The sequence below is a fragment of the Cupriavidus sp. 01T418 genome (assembly GCF_056398885.1).
Map to the genome: position 1 here is coordinate 1 of NZ_JBFTQG010000001.1, position 17,848 is coordinate 17,848.

Here is a 17,848-nt window from a genome sequence, read left to right on the forward strand (position 1 = left end):
GACCTGTCCCTCGACAAAGAACTCGACGGCAAGACCATGTCCGCCGTGCGCGGCGGCAGCGCCTTCTCCATCGTCGGCGGCAACTCGCAGAACGTTGTCGGCGGCGGCGGCTTCGCCAGCCCGACCACGGGCTTTCAGGTCGGCCCGACCGTGAACACGATCGACGCCAGCTCGCATCTGAACCTGAAGATCCCCACCCTGCAGAACTTCGGCAACGGCACGCAAGTTGCCGCGCTGTAACGCGATACCGGAGCGCCCTCCTGGAGGGTGCTCCCCAACCGAACCCCTTAGGAGACTCACCATGCAATCGACCCTCATGATCAAGGACCTGGCCCTCGACAAAGAACTCGACGGCAAGACCATGTCCGCCGTGCGCGGCGGCAGCGCCTTCTCTGTCGTAGGCGGCAACTCGCAGAACGTTGTCGGCGGCGGCGGCTTCGCCAGCCCGACCACGGGATTTCAGGTCGGCCCGACCGTGAACACGATCGACGCCAGCTCGCATCTGAACCTGAAGATCCCCACCCTGCAAAACTTCGGCAACGGCACGCAAGCTGCCTTCCTGTGAGGAACGTGAGAGCCTCCCTTCGTGGAGGCTCTCACAGCGCATCTTTGCGTGCATGGTGGAGGACAGCGTCGGGATGTCGACGGCCGCATGCCCATGCGGGGCTGGCCGGTCTTCGCCGGGTACATCCGTCCATACGTGTATCCCCGGAAGTCGAACTCGCCTTCCGGGACCCGACAGATTCGCGTCTTCTCCTCGTTGACCGTGAGCTTCAGTTCCCCATGATCCCCCGCATCGCTGACAGGGCTTCATCAGCCTTGCCGCGTTTGCACAGGATCACAAGGTCATCCGCGTACGTCACGATCCGACTGCCAAGGCTGGAGCACTTCCGCCCGTCGAGCAGGCCGGGGCGACCGTCAGGAGAGGAAGACCCGCTGACAACCGCGACAACAGGCGTCATTGAGATTGCCCACGCCGTGTAGGACCAAAGTCCAATTGACCCCCTCGGATACTGTGACAACACTTGATTCCGTAGGGTTGAAAGCGTTAGGTCTCGATACCGAAAGTCACTTGTCGGCCGATCTACGGAGCGACGTCACTCCATGCAACGGGACACGCGTGTTGCTCGGGATGGCGAGAATAGTGCAATGTGTTCTGCCCGGACCGTTCCGTGAAACGCGGTCCGGCATCAATATAGCTCTGCTCCTTAGTGCCTTATCAGGCGCGACAGGCTCCTGTCGGGGGGGTTCAAACCGTCCAGTTCAATGTACAGAGAACGTTGAACCTGCCCTGAGATGTTGTTGTCGTGGCAACGGCTTCTGCGTCTGTTTCGCGAACCCTCGGGATTTGGCTTCGTCCAGAAAAAATAACCAAGGAGCGAAAACGTGAAACAAAAAATCCTCTCCACATTGCTCGTCACGACAGCGCTGCTGCCCGCGCTTGCCGTGCCAGCCCTGGCGCAAACCACTGGCAGCAAGCCCAACATCGTCGTCATCATGGGCGACGACATCGGCATGTGGAACATTGGCGCCTACCATCGCGGCTTGATGGCGGGCCGGACCCCCAACCTGGACAAGATTGCCAAGGAGGGCATGTTGTTCACGGACTACTATGCCGAGGCAAGTTGCACGGCAGGTCGCGCGAACTTCATTACCGGCGAGTTGCCGATACGTACCGGCATGACCACGGTCGGCCAGGCCGGCGCCTCGGTCGGCCTGCCGGCCGAGGCGGTGACCCTGGCCACTGTGCTGAAGTCGATGGGCTATGCAACCGGCCAGTTCGGCAAGAACCATCTCGGGGACAAGAATGAGTTCCTGCCGTGTGTCCACGGCTTTGACGAATTCTTTGGTTATCTGTATCACCTGGACGCGATGGAAGATCCGGCACATCCCAACTATCCGCAAAACCTGTTGAACGTGGTTGGCCCGCGCAACATGGTGCACTGCTGGGCGGCGGGCTCCAACGATTCAACGGACCAACCGCGCTGGGGCAAAATCGGCAAGCAGAAAATAGAGGATGCCGGCCCGCTCTACCCCAAGCGCATGGAGACGGTGGACGATGAGATTCGCGATTTAGCCATCGACTTCATGGACAAGGCCAAGAAGGACGGCAAGCCCTTCTTTGTCTGGCTCAATCCGACGCGCATGCATATCGTCACGCACCTCTCGCCGAAGTATCATGCGATGCGTAATTCGGAGAATGGCTGGTCGGAAGAGGAGGCCGGCATGGCCCAGCTCGATGACGACATCGGTCTGGTGATGAAGAAGCTCAAGGACATGGGCGTGGACGACAACACCATTGTCCTCTTCACTACCGACAACGGCACCGAAGTCTTTACCTGGCCCGACGGTGGTCAAACACCATTCGCACAGTCCAAGGGAACCGTCCTCGAAGGAGGCTTCCGCGTGCCGGCACTCCTGCGCTGGCCTGGCCATGTGCCGGCGGACTCGGTGCAGAATGGCATTTTCTCGGGACTGGACTGGCTGCCGACCTTCGCGGCGGTGGCCGGTAATCCGAACGTCACCGAAGAACTGCTGAAAGGAAAGAGATTCGGTGACCGCACGTACAAGAACCATCTGGATGGCTACAACCAAATGGCCGCCATCACCGGCCAGGGGCCGTCCGTGCGTCATGAAATCTTCTACCTCGGGGAAAGTACGGTCGGCGCGGTGCGCATTGACGACTACAAGTTCCGCTTTATCGACCAGCCTGCTGGCTGGCTGGGTGAAAAGACCCATCCGGACGTTCCTTACATCACCAACCTGCGGCTCGATCCGTTCGAGCGCACGGGCTGGCCCAACAACGGGACGAAGGAAGGAGGCCAGCAGTACTTCGATTGGTTCAAGTTCCAGTTCTGGCGTTTTGTGTTCGTCCAGCAGGTAATTGGCAAGGAAATCCAGACGTTCCTCGACTACCCGCCGATGCAGCGGGGCGCGACCTTCAATCTTGATGCAGTCAAGGCCGAGATGGGAAAAAGGATGGCGCAAGCGGAGGCGGCGAGCAAGGGCACTGGCCAGTAACAGAGACGATTCTGGCAGCGGGCGGCGCAACGTGGGCTGCCTGCCTTTCGCCATCTACGGCGTCGTGGAGACCACATGCAGAAGACATTTGAGGCCGTCCCGATACAGTTCGTGCGGAATCCCGCGGCGCGCAGCGAACCAGTGGCTCCGGAGAAGAAAGGCCGCTTTCACGCGATGGCGAAGCCCATCGGATCGACGTGCAACATCAACTGCGCATACTGCTATTACCTGCACAAGGAACAACTGCTCAATCAACGTCGCGGAAGCCGGATGGAGCCTTCGATGCTCGAGCGATACATCCGGCAGTACATCGAGGCGCAGAACGGCGAGGCCGTGATCTTCTCATGGCAGGGTGGCGAGCCGACCATGCTCGGCCTCGACTTCTTCCGTGACATCGTCGCGTTGCAGCAGAAGTACAAGCCTGAGGGCCGGCGTATCGAGAATGACCTCCAGACCAACGGGACACTGCTCACCGATGCGTGGTGTCTGTTCCTCAAGCAGCACGGCTTCCTGGTGGGCGTGAGTATCGATGGCCCGCGGGAATTGCACGACGCCTACCGGGTAGATCGCAAGGGGCACCCGACGTTCGACGACGTGATGCGCGGCATCGGCCTGCTCAGGAAACACGGCGTCAGGTTCAACACGCTGACCGTCGTGAACCGGCAAAACGCGAAGCGCCCGATCGACGTGTACCGCTTTTTGCGCGACGTGGTCGGCTCGACCTACATGCAGTTTATTCCTTGCGTCGAGCCGAAGGATTTTCATACCGTCGCGCCACAGCACTGGCCAGTAAATGCGATGCCCATGATCGGTTCCGCCGGCGCAAGACCCGGCAATGCGGAGTCGGTCGTCACGGACTGGTCGGTTGATCCCGATGACTGGGGCTACTTTCTCTCCCGTACGTTCGATGAGTGGTACAGAAAGGATCTGGGCGTTGTACTGGTGAACCTGTTCGAGACCGCGGTTGCTCAATCGATGGGGCTGCCGGCGCAGATCTGCATCACTGGCGAGTTCTGTGGAAAGGCAATGGCGGTCGAGCACGACGGCACGGTGTACTCCTGCGACCACTACGTCTATCCGGAGTACGCGCTGGGCAATTTGCAGCGCGAACATCTTGGCGCGATGGCGTTCTCGCCTCGCCAGCAAAAGTTCGGCTATGCCAAGCGCGATTCGTTGCCGGCCTACTGCCGCCAGTGCCGTCACCTGTCGGTCTGTTGGGGTGAATGCCCAAAGAATCGCCTGCTGCGCACACCCCAGGGAGAACCTGGTCTCAACTACCTGTGCAGCGGCATCAAACGTTTCCACGACCATGCCGGACCCAGAATCAGGGAAATGGCGGCGCGATTGCGCGGATAGTTCTGCCCCCGTGTGCGGCTTTCCGCTTTTTCAAGCCGACACGCAATGCGTGAATGCGTCCGGAACTTGTTTTGAGGGGAGCGCTTCAGATGAAACACTTGGGACGAATGCTTGCGATTGCGGCGTGCATGGCTGACGCGCCGCTATTCGCGTGGGCGCAAACACCCTCGCCGGACGATTGGCAATTCGAGGTGACACCGTACTTATGGGCGGCCGGCTTTGACGGGTGGGGACGTGTCGGCGCCCGTACGCCAACCGCGAAATTCGATGCGAACTTTTCCGATGTCTGGCAGAACCTCAACTTCGGTGCGATGGGATCCTTTGAAGCCCGCAAGCAGCGTTGGGGAATCCTGTTCGATGCGATCTATGTGAAGCTCTCCAAGAAATCCGGTCCTCTTCTGGGGGGCGAACTGGGCACCGCGGAATTGAGCGGCGATCAGACCATACTTCAACTCGCGGGTGCATACCGCGCGCTCGACAATCCGGTTTGGCCCGTGGACGTGCTCGTCGGCGTCCGATATACCAATCTCTACGCCGATCTCGCTTTCTCGCAGAGTCCGTTGTTGCCAAACGGTCCCAGCCGTAGCGATAGCGTGAGCTGGGCGGACGGCTTCGTGGGTGTACGGGCAGCGTACGTTCTTTCGGATAACTGGAAGCTGGTCGGCTATGCCGATGCCGGGGCAGGAGGGACCAAACACTCGTGGCAACTCTTTGGAGGGGTCAACTACGAATTCTCGAAGAAGTTTGTCGGGAAGTTGGGCTACCGAATACTCAGTCAGGATTATGAGAAAACCGATTTTCTCTATAACGTGAAGACGAAAGGAATCTACGCGGGGGTAGGCATCCGATTCTAGGCATGGGCAGAATCTCGACAGCATTGCGCGCCAGGGAATTCGTAGGCAAGCTCGCTCGGCATCCGCACCTTTCCAAGGTACTCGTCATGCAATCTTCCAAGACGACCGTAGCCCTTTCGGACCCCCATCCCGTTCTCGGCAGCACCGAGGTTTTCAAGCGGTTCAACTATGCACCGGCGGTTGCGGCGGGTGGCTTGCTGTTCATCGCTGGCCAGATCGGTATCCGCGCCGACGGGACCGTGCCCGCCAGCGTGGAGGAGCAGATCAATCTTGCATTTCAGCGGCTGGGCGCGATCCTGCAGGCGGCTGGGCTTGGCTTTGGGGATCTCGTCGAGCTGGTCAGCTATCACGTCGATGTTAACGAGCAGCTCGCGGCGTTCCGCGAGATCAAGGATCGCTACATCAAGGCGGATGCTCCGGCCTGGACCATCCTCGGCGTGGCGGCGTGGGCCAGGCCAATGCTTCTTGTCGAAATCAAAGCCGTAGCCGCGACACGCGATGCGTGACCGGCACTGGCGAGATGGGCGAAAGGCGGCTGCTGGCCGCGTGTGTGGACGGAGTCGACAGAGGTTCATTGCGGTGACCGGCCAAAGTCAGGCTAATGCTAATGCTGACACCGGGCACGTGATAAGATTCGCATGTGAACTAAATCGCATCCTTTATCCGGCACAGACATGGAGCATCGCCTCGTCTATCTATTGAATGTCGGCCAGCGTCGACTGCATCGGTGGTCACAAGCGCGCACGGCCACCGGTGGCGCGACAGCGGCCCAGGCCGGGCTGCTTTTCTTTCTGGGCAGGAACGATGGCGCGCTGATGAGCGAGGCTGCCGCAGCGCTGGATCTGGGCGCACCCGGGATGAGCGGTCTGGCTGACCGGACCGAAAGGGCGGGCCTTATCGAGCGCCGGCCGGACGAGACCGATCGCCGTGCATCGCGCCTATGGCTGACGGAAGCAGGACGCTCGGCTCGCCAGCGCTCCAAGGCTGGCATGAAGGAAACGAATGCCAGACTGACAGAAGGTTTCACCGCGGCGGAGATTGACGTAGTAGCGCGCTGGCTGACCAGTCTGCAGACGAAGTTTCCGGCCGCCGACGAGGACGAGATGTAACCTGGGCAGCGGCCGGACAGCGAGGCACTCGACTTACTGCGGGGCGACCTTGGTGAAGTCCGGTTTGCGCTTTTCGGCGAAGGCCGAGAATGCTTCCTTGGCTTCGGCACTGGCCAGCCGCTCCTCGAACCTGGCGCTTTCGCTGTCCATCTGCGAAATCAGTTTCTCCGCGTCGCGCATGAGCTTTTTCATTGCGCTAAGCGAGCCGGCGGGCTTGGTGGCAATCTTTTCGGCCATCAGGCGCGCCTCCGCCCGCAGTTGGTCATTGGCGCAAACTTTGTTCGCGATGCCCCATGCAACGGCGGTTTGCGCGTCAAGCGGCTCGCCCAGCGCGAACATCTCGAAGGCCCTGACGTGCCCGATGCGCAGGGGCAGCAGGTAACTTGAAGCCGCCTCGGGAACAAGGGCAAGGTTCACGAACGGCGTGATCAGTTGCGCGTCCTGCGCGAGCACGACGTAATCGCAATGCAGCAGCATGGTGGTGCCGACGCCCACGGCCTTGCCGTTGACCGCGGCGACAATCGGTACGGTCGAGTTGGCAAGGGCGCGCAAGAAGCGGTGCACGTTGCGTTCGCTGGGGCCGTTTCCCGCCGCTATCGCTGCGAATTCGCCCACGTCATTGCCCGCCGTATAAATGTCCCCGTCCCCCTGCAGCAGCAATACCCGGATATTGCGGTCCTGCTGTGCCTGCTCGATAGTGTCGGCGAGTGTGCCATACATCTCGTTCGTCAACGCATTCTTCTTGTCCGTCCGGGCAAGCGTAATGGTCTGAATGCCGCCGGTGAGGTCAACACGAATTTCCGAGGTCATGGTGGGTCTCCAGATGGGTTGCGTGATGCCGTGCAGGCATCACGGGTTAGTTCGCATGCGAAGTATACAGGTAATTCGCATGCGAAGTAAACCGCCGGGCCGAGTCAGTGCGTCGGGAGCGTCGTGCGCATCGGGATATCCGGTGACATCCAGACGGACAGGGCGACAGGAGAGTCTTTCGATGCCGTAGAGCGTTTGTTGAAGACCGCGCCGGGTGAGTCTTCACGCCTTTGGAATCGAGTTGTCAGACAGTTTCATCTGATTTCCTCTATATCGTGGAATCTGCACCTTGCTATCGCTCGAGGACCATGCGATCCGTTTTTGCAGCGCGAGACGCAGTGCGCCTTAGAGGAACGGCGCAATGTTCGCCATCGCGCGCGTCACATAGGCGTCCTTCTCCCCCACTGGCGCCACATGGTGAATCGCGCTACGCGCAGCCTCGACGCCTTCCAGACGTGCGATGAACCAGGCCGCCAGATACTGCGACGCCAGGCACCCACCGGCGGTCGCGACGTTTCCCTTGGCCACGAACGGCTGATTGAGCACAGCCACTCCTGCCTCCTCGACCCACGGCTTGGTGGTCAGGTCCGTGCAGGCCGGAACGTCGGCCAGCAGGCCCAGCTTGGCAAGTATGAGCGTTCCCGAGCACTGCGCGCCCAGCAACTGGCGCTCAGGGTCGAACCTCAGTTGCGACATCAACGCGGCATCGGCGACGACGTCCCGCGTCCGTATCCCGCTACCCACCAGCACAGCGTCCGCGTCGCATGCGTCCTTTAGCGACGCTTGCGCCTCAATCACCACACCGTTCATCGAACGCAACTTGTCCGCCGGACTGGCAATCGACACCCGCCAGCCGGGCCGCTTGACCCGGTTGAGGATGTTGAATGCGATCAGCGAGTCGAGTTCGTTGAAACCTTCGAAGGTCAGGATGGCGATGTGCATGGGGGGCCTCGTGCGAGTGGAGAGGTTGTATTGCGCCATCGTAGACCCGATAATCAATACATTCAAATAATTGTCATGGATACGTTCAGGCATGCCTCAGCCCCGCTACAAGCAACTGGTCGACCGTCTCGCGGCAGATATCCGTGCGGGACGGCTGCGTCCCGGGACGCAACTGCCAACGCACCGCGATCTCGCGGCACGCGAAGGACTGGCGCTGGTGACGGCCACGCGCGTCTACGCGGAGCTGCAAGCGATGGGGTTGGTGAGCGGTGAAGCCGGTCGCGGCACGTTCGTCAAGGAGGCGCTCCCGCGCGGTCAAGGCATCGATCTGCATGCATGGAGCGCTGACACGGTGGACCTGAACTTCAACTATCCCTCGATGCCGGATCAGGCAGACCTTCTCCGGGCAGCGCTGCGCCAGCTCGCCGCCGCGGGCGACCTGGAGGCCCTGCTTCGGTACCAGCCCCACGGCGGGCGCGAGCACGAGCGGGCGACCGTGGCGCGCCATCTGACCGGCCGAGGACTGGCTGCATCGGCTGAAACCGTATTGCTCGTCAGCGGTGCGCAGCACGGGCTGACGACAACTGCCATGGCCTTGCTCGAGCCCGGGGACGTGGTGGCCGTGGATGCGCTGACGTACCCGGGATTCAAGCTCGCCGCGGAGGCCAATCGGCTGGAACTCGCCCCAATTCCCGCCGCTGGACACGGCCCGGATCTGGACGCATTGGCGGCGCTGTGCAGGCGACGGCGAGTCCGCGCCGTGTACGCGATGCCGACGCTCCATAATCCGCTCGGCTGGGTGATGAGCGCAAGTCGACGTCGGGAGCTTGTCAACATTGCCCGGCAACATGGACTGATCCTCATCGAGGACGCCGCCTACGCGTTCCTGGCTGACGATGCTCCGCCTCCGTTGGCATCGCTTGCTCCGGAGACGACGGTCTATGTGTCGAGCTTGTCGAAGAGTGTCGCCACCGGGCTGCGGGTCGGCTTCGTCTGTGCCCCGCGCGAATGGGTTCCCAAGCTCGAACGGGCCATCCGGACAACGACCTGGAACACCCCGGCAACCATGACGGCTATCGCTTGCGGCTGGATCAAGGACGGCACCGTGGCCAGGCTTGAAGCCGACAAACGGCGGGATGCCACGCTGCGCCAGGGCCTTGCCACGGAAGTCCTGGGCGGGCTGAATCGGATCAGCCATCCCGCGTCGTACTTCGTCTGGCTTCCTCTGGAACAGGAGGTTCGGGCAGACGCGATCGCGATGGCGTTGATGCGCGAGCACATTTCCGTGTCGACGGCCCATCCGTTCGCGACGTCAGCGCATGTGCCTCATGCCATCCGGTTGGCACTCGGCTCCATCAGCCTGTCCACATTGAAGCGGTCCCTGGAAACGGTGGCCCGTGTTGTTGCCGATCAGACCTACTGACCCACGGATGCGGCGGCGCGATCCGACAGGCAGGATCCCCCGACCAGATTCTGGCGCTGCGCGCCGAGCGCTTGGCGCCGCACAGGTTTCACGCCGGCTTCACAATGGCAAGGCGTACAACAAACCGATTGCGAGCAGGCATCCGGCAAGTTTCAGGTAGTACCCACCACCGTGATACGGGTGGCTTGTGCGTGATGCATTGCGGCTGTGCGGCATCGTTTTGCTCACCAGATTGGACAAGGGAAATACGGGCATGGCGTTTTTCGGCCATTGACCTGTGGAGCGATTCGAGACGCGGGAATCGGCGGAATCAGCGGCATCACCGAATTGCCAAGCCACCAGAATAAGAACTCGCCCGTGTAAATGGCGTAGAAAGGTATTGGCCAGGCATCAACATGTCATAAAACTCGGCGCATGAATCGCAGGCCGTGCATCTCGCCTCTGCCGTCGTGCCGCTTCCCGTATCTGGCCGCATGCCGTGTCCGACGCGCCCTGGCATGCCGGTGAGCGTGCCGCCTGCTGATTCCCCACCTACAATTGATTATCGGGCCGATTCGAATTGGATCATTGCTTTGCTGCAGGCATCTGCAGGCCACGGATAGCGGTCCGGCAAAGGAGCATGATCGATGCGCTCGCCAACGATCTCGCGCACGCGCCTGAGGCGTATCGCCGCCAGGGTTGCGCTCGGCCTTCTCGGTCTGATCGTCGTCGGCCGCATCACCGGCGTGCTGGTTGACTGGCTGTGGTTTTCCTCCATCGGCTACGTCGACGTTTTCTGGACGATCCTGTTCGCCAAGGTACTTCTGTTCGTCACCGTCTTCACTGTCTCGGCGGTCGCGATCGGGCTGTCGGGATCGCTGGCGCACCGCTATGCGAGCCGCCCTGGCTCCTGGAAGGCGGAAGTCTTGAGCGAGCTGGTCGGCGAAGTCGCGCCGCACATCCCGTGGCGCGCTGCCATCGCCGGTGCCGCCATCCTGCTGGGCGTGCTCATCGCCGCCGGCGAAGTCCCGGACTGGGAAATCGCGCTGCGCTACTTCAACCAGGTGCCCTTCGGCAATACCGATCCCATCTTTGGCAAGGACATCGGCTTCTACCTCTTCTCGCTGCCCGCCTATCTCGCGCTCAGGAACTGGCTGCTACTGCTGCTCTGCTGCTGCGCGGCGGCCGCCGCCGTGGTGTACGGGATGCGCGGCGACATCGCATGCATGCGCACACCACGCGGGCTTTCGCGTGCGGCCGCCACCCATGGTTCGGCGCTGCTGGGCGTGTTCTTCCTGCTGCAGGCCTGGTCCTACTGGCTCGACCGCTTCCTGCTGCTCTACGGGGACAACGGCGTGGTGGTGGGCGCCAGCTATACCGATGTCCATGTCGGGCTGCCGGTCCTGTGGCCACTGATCGGCCTGGCGACCGCTGCCGCGGCCGCTTCATGGGCCAATATGCGGCAGCGGGGCTATCGCATTCCCGCCGCCTCGGCGCTGATCGTGTTCGGCAGCGCATTCGTGCTCGTGCTGATCTACCCGGCGCTGTTCCAGCGCTTCTATGTCAAGCCGAACGAACTGCAGCTGGAGTCGCCCTATATCGCGCACAATATTGCGCTGACGCGGGAGGCCTATGGGCTGGCGCGGATAGCGGTGAAGCCGTTTCCGGCCGAGCAGAACCTGGATCTCGCCGCGCTGCAGGCCAACCGCCCGACCATCGACAACATCCGCCTGTGGGATCTGCAGCCGTTGCGGGATACCTACGCACAGTTGCAGGAAATCAGGACCTATTACAAATTCCTCGCCACGGATATCGACCGCTACCACTTCGACGGGCGTTACCAGCAGGTGATGCTCTCGGCGCGGGAACTGGAGCCGTCGCTGCTTCCTGCCAATGCCCAGACCTGGGTGAACCTGCATCTGCTGTTCACCCACGGCAATGGCGTCGTGATGTCGCCGGTCACGGAGAAGTCGACGGAAGGCCTGCCCTCCCTTTACCTGAAGGATATTCCGCCCGTCTCCGACGGTGGCCCGGCCATCCATGAGCCGCGCCTGTACTTTGGCGAAGGCGGCAGGGGCTATGCGATCGTCAACGGCAGCGCAGCCGAATTCGATTACCCCAAAGGCGATGAGAACGTCTATTCGGCCTACCGCGGGCGCGACGGCATTGCCATCGGCAGCCTGGCGCTGCAGGCGCTCTTCGCCTGGCAATTCGACGATCCCAACATCCTGGTGACCAGCTACATCACGCCCGCAAGCCGGATCCTGCTCCATCGCAATATTCGGGACCGGGTGCGCGCGATCGTACCGTTCCTCAGCCTCGACCGCGACCCCTACATCGTCGTGAGCGGCGGGCGGCTTTTCTGGATTCAGGATGCCTACACCACCAGCGGTTGGTTCCCCTACTCCCAGCCGGGTACCAGCGACGGCGACAATTACATTCGCAACGCGGTCAAGGTCGTGATCGATGCGTACAACGGGACTGCCGACTTCTATATCAGCGATCCCGCCGATCCCATCGTGCGGACCTACCAACGCATTTTTCCGGGGCTGTTCAAGCCGCTGGACGCGATGCCGCAGGACCTGCAGCAGCATATCCGCTACCCCGAGGACCTGTTCCTGATCCAGGCGCAGGTCTACCGCGCATACCATATGGAAACGCCGGAGGTCTTCTACAACCGCGAGGATCTCTGGCAGTTCCCGCGCAAACTGGCCGACATTGACGAGGGTACCCGGCCCGCCGGCACGCCAATGACGCCCTACTATATGATCGTGCGGCTCCCCGCGCAGTCGCGCGCCGAATTCGTGCTCATGCTGCCGATGGTGCCCAGCCAGCGCGAGAACATGATTGCGTGGATGGCGGCGCGTTGCGATCCGCCCAACTACGGCAAACTCGTCGTCTATGCGTTTCCCAAGGAGAAGCTGGTCTATGGGCCTTTCCAGATCGAGGCGCGCATCCAGCAAAATACCGAGATATCCCAGCAGATCTCACTGTGGAACCAGATGGGTTCGCGCGTCATCCGCGGCCATCTCCAGGTCGTGCCGATCGACAACTCGATTCTCTACGTCTCCCCGCTCTACCTGCGCGCGGAAACCGGCCAATTGCCCGAATTGAAACGGGTGATCGCCGCCTACGGCGACCATGTGGTGATGGCGGAAACCTTGGGCGCGGCCCTGGCGGCGCTCTTCAAGGAAACGGCCCCGGTGGCGGCGCCACCTCGCGGCGCGGCGGACAGCCGTGCCCGCGAGGCACTCGCCCACTATAACCGCGCCATCGAGCGCCTGAAGGCGGGCGACTGGAGCGGCTTTGGCGCGGAACTCGACGCGCTCCGGCCGCTGCTCGAGGCAATCGGCGGCGGGCATTCCGATGAGCAGAAATGACGCGCGATCATTCCGTGGCGTCGAATGCCTCGTGATAACGCACGGTGCCGGTGGGACAGCCGCCATGGACATGGTGCGCCATCAGTGAAACCGAAAGCTGCCCGGCACGCCGCGAGGCGTTCACGATGAAGTGTTCGGTTTGGCAGCCGTCGCTGGCAAAGCGGTCTATGCAGCGATCCCGTGCCAGGCACGCCTGAAGCGCTGCCGCGTCGTCCCCAAGGGCGCGCCATGGCGAAGGCCGAGGCTTGCAGATCACGCCCTGTCGGCAGCATCGGTGCGATCCGTCGCATTCCGATTCCCTGGTGTGATACCGGCGTGGCTCTCCCGTTCGTCCTGTGAACGAAAACGGTTCCTTGCCCTGCTGCCAGTGCGCGCCACCGACATTGCCTGGTTCCGCGGCATTTCCTGCTGGACGCGGTCGGCAGTCCATGGTGCAGGCGTCATGCGCTGAAGATTGGTCTGGATGATGTGCATGGCATCGACGTCGCCTGCTGGGGAGGCATGGGTGACAGCGGCGCCGGCACCGCCGGGACAGAAAGCCAGTGCTGGTGCCGTCAATGCCAGAGCCAGGAGCAGGTGCCCGGCGTGTCTCATCGTCATGATGGTGCTCGGCTTGCTTGCGTGCTGCGGTGTCAGGCGGACATCAATGGACCGTGGTCATCACAATGATCCCCATGGGGGTGATGCAGATGATTGCCAACCAGATAATCAACGTGATCGCCGTGCGGTACGGCCTCATGGCCACAGCCGGGGCCGTGCTTGTGGTCCGGATCATGGACGCCGCAATGATGTGTGGGCGTGCACCGGTCAGGATTGGTGTCGCTTATCGAAATCACGTGTTCATCTATGTGATCGCCGTGCAGGTTGTGAAGGTGCCCGTCATGGAGATAGTCGACATGCCCCTCATGACGCACGGCGACATGTCCACAATTCGGCCCGTGCTGGTGCGTGTGATTGGTGGCGTGTTGCAGAGGGCAGTCAGCCATGGCGCTAGCTCCTTGATGGGTTAGCAAGTCCGGAACCCGGAGGATGCGGTTGCGCGGACGCCGGGACAGGAAAGATGTCCGTCCGGCAACCTGCTTATTGAATCCTAGAAGTTGGCGTTACCGTGTGCAAGCAGGCAACCGCGTGGTGGCTCTGCGCTTGCCCGGCATTGCGTTCGCCGATGGCCTGTCATCCACCATCCATCCGCGAATGACCGGCATTCGCCCTCACCGGCGCCTGCGAATGCCCCGCAGGTATCGCCGGAAGCACAAAAGTGCTCCGTTCGGTACCGGACATTGCGAAGCCCGGTGTTAGATGGCAAACTTGCAACCCTGTTGCGAAAAACTGTTTGGCGCCTCTTGAGCGCCGGCCCTCACCCCCGCGGCCATCCCAATGTGGCGACGCTCACTAGCCCTCCTGCTCTGCCTGTTCCTCCTCCTCGGGCAGGCCTGCAGCGCCGTTCACGCGTTGTCGCATATCCATGCGCACCTGCAGGGCAACCCGTGCGCGGCACCCGCCGACACTGAACAGTGCGGGCCGGGCCACGATGTCTGCCTGCAATGCCTGGCTTTTGCCGCTGCCGCGGTGGCGATGCCTTCGCTGGCCTTCTGGCTGCTGGTCGCCTGTACCAGGCGCTGGCATTACCCGCTGCTCGCCGAGCGGCACATCGCACCCATATTCTCGCCACGGCCTTGCAGCCGTGGCCCCCCTCTGTCCGGCGGATTGTTCACCTAGCTCGCTTGCGCAGGGCCATGAGGCCGTGCGCGACACTCCCACACCGTCAGAGGCATTGCCATGTCCAGATTCCCGCTTCGCGCCATCGCGGCCGGCGCCGCGTCGGCGCTCGCCGTGTCCGTCCACGCACAGTCGTCGCCAGCCGGCGCAACGTCCCCCGCACCTTCCGACCGGGCCCAGCAGGCGCCAGCCAGCGACAAGGCACTGAATGCCGTCGTAGTCACCGCCAAGCGCCTCGACGAGGCGCGCAATGCCCTGTCGCCGGAAACCGGCAGTTCGGTCTATCGCTTCGACAGCGAGGACATCAACGCGCTGCCACTGGGGGAGAACACCCCGTTGAACCAGGTCCTGCTCCAGGCCCCTGGCGTGGTGCAGGATTCCTTTGGCCAGTTGCACGTGCGCGGCGATCACGCCAACCTGCAGTACCGCATCAACGGCGTCATCATTCCGGAGCCGATCAGCGGCTTCGGTCAGATGCTGGACACGCGATTCGCCGACGAAATCAAGCTGCTGACCGGCGCGCTGCCGGCGCAGTACGGCTATCGCACGGCGGGCATCGTCGACATCCGGACCAAGGGCGCGGCCACCGATGAAGAAGGCACGCCCAAGGCCATCGGCGGCGAGATCGGCACGGTGTTCGGCAGCCATGCCGATCACGAGGCCAATGGTTATCTGCAGGGCGCCAAGGGCCCGTTCAGCTACTTCCTGAGCGGCTCCTTCAACGAGAGCAATCTCGGGATCGAGAACCCCACCTCCAGCCGCAACGCCATCCATGATCACACGGACCAGGGCAAGGCCTTCGGCATGCTGTCCTACCTGATCAATCCGGACAGCCGGGTGAGCTTCATGTTCGGCAGCGCGGACAACCGCTTCCAGATTCCGAACCGGCCGGGGCTGTCGCCGACCTTCTCGATCGACGGCGTGGTCACGCCGCCCTCCGACCAGCTCAATGCCAGCCAGCGCGAGAAGACCGACTTCCAGATCCTGTCCTACCAGAACAAGGTGTCGTCCGCGCTCGATTTCCAGGTGTCGCTCTTCCACCGCACCAGCCGCGTCGACTATATGCCGGACCCGATCGGCGATCTGGCCTATAACGGGGTCGCCGCCAATCTCACCCGCAAGAACGAAGCCTATGGCGTGCAGGCCGATGGCAGTTACGTGCTCAACGCGAGCCATACACTGCGCTCCGGCCTCTTCGTGCAGCGCGAGCGGTTCTCCGTCAACAATACCTCCAGCGTGCTGCCTGCCGATGCCGATGGCAACCAGACCAGCGGGGTGCCATTCACCATCGTGGACAACACCAGTAACACGGGCACGACGTTAGGCATTTACCTGCAGGACGAATGGAAGGCCACCGACAAGCTGACGGTCAACTACGGCGCACGCTACGACCACGTCAATACCGTGGTCAGCGAGCAGCAGTTGAGCCCGCGCTTGGGCCTGACCTACGATCTCACCAACGTCACCCGCCTCCATGCCGGCTATGCGCGCTATTTCACGCCCCCGGCGACGGAGAAGATCGATACCACGTCGGTAGCCCTGTTCCAGGGCACCACCAACGCCTTGCCGTCCGATGCCAATACCGCGGTGCGTTCGGAACGGTCGGACTATTTCGACATCGGTGTCTCCCACCAGGCCACGCGCAACCTGACGCTGGGGCTGGATGCCTACTACCGCAAGGTGCGCCATCTGCAGGACGAAGGGCAGTTCGGCAATGCGCTGATCTTCTCCTCGTTCAACTATGACGACGGCAAGATCTACGGGTTGGAAGGCACGGCCAACTACCGGCAGGGGAGTTTTGCCGCCTATGCTAATCTGGGCGTCTCGCGCGCCATCGCCAAGGGTGTCGAGACCGGCCAGTTCCATTTCGGCCCGGATGAACTGGCCTTTATCGCCAGCAACTGGGTACACCTCGACCACGACCAGACGGTGGCCGGCTCGTTCGGCACGTCCTACACGTGGCGCGGCACGTTGTTCACCGCCGATGCCCTGTTCGGCAGCGGCTTGCGCAACGGCTTTGCCAATACCACCCACCTGCCAGCCTATTTCCAGGTCAACACTGGCGTGGCGCACACGTTCGATGCGCCGATCGTCGGCAAGTTCAAGGTGCGATTTACGGTGATCAACCTGTTCGATCGTTCCTACCAGCTGCGCGATGGCACCGGTATCGGCGTGGGCGCGCCGCAGTACGCGCCTCGCCGCAGCTACTATGTGGCGCTGACCAAGCCGTTCTGAATCGACGGCGGCGCCTCGGCGCGGGTTGTTTCGCCGGAGAACGCCGCCATCGGCGAAGTGCGGGAAGTGCGGGAAGTGCGGGAAGTGCGCAGCGGCAAGGAACCCAGGAAATTGTCATGCTCTCCATGAACGCCATTGCCGCTGCCTGCGTAGCGCTGCTCTCGACATTCGCTGGCGGCTTGTGTGCGTTCAGGTTCCGGGATCGATTGCACCTGGTGCTCAGCTTCACGGCGGGTGTCTTGCTGGGCGTCGTCGCCTTCGACATCCTGCCGGAGATATTCGCGCAAGCGCAGCAGCAGGGCTCCGATGGGCGCGACGCAATGATTGGACTGGTCGTCGGCTTCCTGCTGTTCCACTGCATCGAGAAGTTCGTACTCGTCCACCATGTGCACGAGGCCGACTATGCCGCTCATCATCATCCTCGGTTAGGCATGCTCTCGTCCCTTGCCCTGATTGGCCACAGCCTCATGGATGGCGTCGGGATCGGCCTGGCATTCCAGGCCTCGGCATCGGTCGGGCTGGCGGTGGCCATTGCGGTGGTCACGCACGACTTCTGCGACGGCCTGAACACGGTAAGCCTGATGCTGGTCAATCGCAATACGAACAGCCGTTCCATGGCGATGCTGCTCTGCGATGCCGTGGCGCCGGTCGCAGGGGCACTCTCGACGATCCTCTTTCGCGCGCCTTCGTCCATGCTGAACCTCTACCTGGGATGCTTCGGGGGTTTCCTTCTTTATATCGGTGTCTCGGACGTCCTTCCCGAGGCGCATTCACGTGCGCGCCCGGCGACCGCTGTCGGCCTGATTGGTCTCACGGCATTGGGCGCGACCTTCATATACCTGACTGCGCATTTGACGGGTTAGCAACCAGCTCCAGCTTGCGCAGTATCTAATGTGCTGCATCACGGCGAGCGGACAAGCGCGCTCTATCTCGTAAAGAAAATGTACTGGACTTCGCAAGCAGGGCTTTCGATGCGACCGCAACGGATTTGCTATCCTGCACGCTTCGATCTTACCCAGA

Annotated in this window: 16 protein-coding genes; 13 read left to right on the top strand and 3 right to left on the bottom strand. The window is 62.1% G+C overall.

The annotated features are described in order from the left end of the window. From AC1DQ3_RS00005 to AC1DQ3_RS00035, 7 genes are all read left to right on the top strand, one after another. Positions 1 to 240 (top strand): hypothetical protein (locus AC1DQ3_RS00005; RefSeq protein WP_477118122.1); only part of this gene is annotated, 240 nt, incomplete at its 5' end. 61 nt (positions 241 to 301) lie between these two features. Continuing rightward, entirely contained in the window at positions 302 to 565 is a 264-nt protein-coding gene (locus AC1DQ3_RS00010) for a hypothetical protein (RefSeq protein ID WP_477118123.1), read from the top strand. 821 nt (positions 566 to 1,386) lie between these two features. Next, positions 1,387 to 3,021: an arylsulfatase gene (locus AC1DQ3_RS00015; RefSeq protein ID WP_477118124.1), complete on the top strand. Its 1,635-nt coding sequence runs from the start codon at positions 1,387 to 1,389 to the stop codon at positions 3,019 to 3,021. Between the two features lie 75 nt (positions 3,022 to 3,096). Continuing rightward, complete coding sequence (locus AC1DQ3_RS00020; protein WP_477118125.1) at positions 3,097 to 4,377, top strand: anaerobic sulfatase maturase; 1,281 nt, start codon at positions 3,097 to 3,099, stop codon at positions 4,375 to 4,377. 89 nt (positions 4,378 to 4,466) lie between these two features. Further along, complete coding sequence (locus AC1DQ3_RS00025; protein WP_477118126.1) at positions 4,467 to 5,231, top strand: hypothetical protein; 765 nt, start codon at positions 4,467 to 4,469, stop codon at positions 5,229 to 5,231. An 86-nt stretch (positions 5,232 to 5,317) separates the two neighbouring features. Next, positions 5,318 to 5,737, top strand: coding sequence for a RidA family protein (locus AC1DQ3_RS00030; protein ID WP_477118127.1), 420 nt, complete (start codon positions 5,318 to 5,320; stop codon positions 5,735 to 5,737). Between the two features lie 168 nt (positions 5,738 to 5,905). Next, complete coding sequence (locus AC1DQ3_RS00035; protein WP_477118128.1) at positions 5,906 to 6,340, top strand: MarR family winged helix-turn-helix transcriptional regulator; 435 nt, start codon at positions 5,906 to 5,908, stop codon at positions 6,338 to 6,340. Between the two features lie 33 nt (positions 6,341 to 6,373). Here AC1DQ3_RS00035 and AC1DQ3_RS00040 read toward each other — a convergent pair whose 3' ends face one another. Further along, entirely contained in the window at positions 6,374 to 7,150 is a 777-nt protein-coding gene (locus tag AC1DQ3_RS00040; RefSeq protein ID WP_477118129.1) for an enoyl-CoA hydratase, read from the bottom strand. Positions 7,151 to 7,495: 345 nt separating this feature from the next. After that, the gene (locus AC1DQ3_RS00045; protein ID WP_477118130.1) at positions 7,496 to 8,092 is read right to left on the bottom strand and encodes a DJ-1/PfpI family protein; all 597 of its coding nucleotides are present in this window, start codon (positions 8,090 to 8,092) and stop codon (positions 7,496 to 7,498) included. 91 nt (positions 8,093 to 8,183) lie between these two features. Between AC1DQ3_RS00045 and AC1DQ3_RS00050 the strand changes: the two genes are divergently transcribed. Together AC1DQ3_RS00050 and AC1DQ3_RS00055 are read left to right on the top strand one after the other, a co-directional pair. Next, entirely contained in the window at positions 8,184 to 9,515 is a 1,332-nt protein-coding gene (locus AC1DQ3_RS00050; protein WP_477118131.1) for an aminotransferase-like domain-containing protein, read from the top strand. 626 nt (positions 9,516 to 10,141) lie between these two features. After that, positions 10,142 to 12,874, top strand: a complete 2,733-nt coding sequence (locus tag AC1DQ3_RS00055; RefSeq protein WP_477118132.1) for a UPF0182 family membrane protein — start codon at positions 10,142 to 10,144, stop codon at positions 12,872 to 12,874. A gap of 252 nt (positions 12,875 to 13,126) precedes the next feature. Here AC1DQ3_RS00055 and AC1DQ3_RS00060 read toward each other — a convergent pair whose 3' ends face one another. Continuing rightward, entirely contained in the window at positions 13,127 to 13,474 is a 348-nt protein-coding gene (locus AC1DQ3_RS00060; RefSeq protein WP_477118133.1) for a hypothetical protein, read from the bottom strand. A gap of 89 nt (positions 13,475 to 13,563) precedes the next feature. Here AC1DQ3_RS00060 and AC1DQ3_RS00065 point away from each other — a divergent pair, with 89 nt between their 5' ends. From AC1DQ3_RS00065 to AC1DQ3_RS00080, 4 genes are all read left to right on the top strand, one after another. Beyond that, positions 13,564 to 13,884, top strand: a complete 321-nt coding sequence (locus AC1DQ3_RS00065; RefSeq protein ID WP_477118134.1) for a hypothetical protein — start codon at positions 13,564 to 13,566, stop codon at positions 13,882 to 13,884. 367 nt (positions 13,885 to 14,251) lie between these two features. Then, positions 14,252 to 14,593: a hypothetical protein gene (locus AC1DQ3_RS00070; protein ID WP_477118135.1), complete on the top strand. Its 342-nt coding sequence runs from the start codon at positions 14,252 to 14,254 to the stop codon at positions 14,591 to 14,593. 60 nt (positions 14,594 to 14,653) lie between these two features. Next, positions 14,654 to 16,828 carry a TonB-dependent receptor gene (locus tag AC1DQ3_RS00075; RefSeq protein WP_477118136.1) on the top strand — a complete coding sequence of 725 codons (2,175 nt, stop codon included), beginning with the start codon at positions 14,654 to 14,656 and terminating at the stop codon, positions 16,826 to 16,828. A 116-nt stretch (positions 16,829 to 16,944) separates the two neighbouring features. Further along, positions 16,945 to 17,691: a ZIP family metal transporter gene (locus tag AC1DQ3_RS00080; protein ID WP_477118137.1), complete on the top strand. Its 747-nt coding sequence runs from the start codon at positions 16,945 to 16,947 to the stop codon at positions 17,689 to 17,691. Positions 17,692 to 17,848 lie beyond the last annotated feature (157 nt).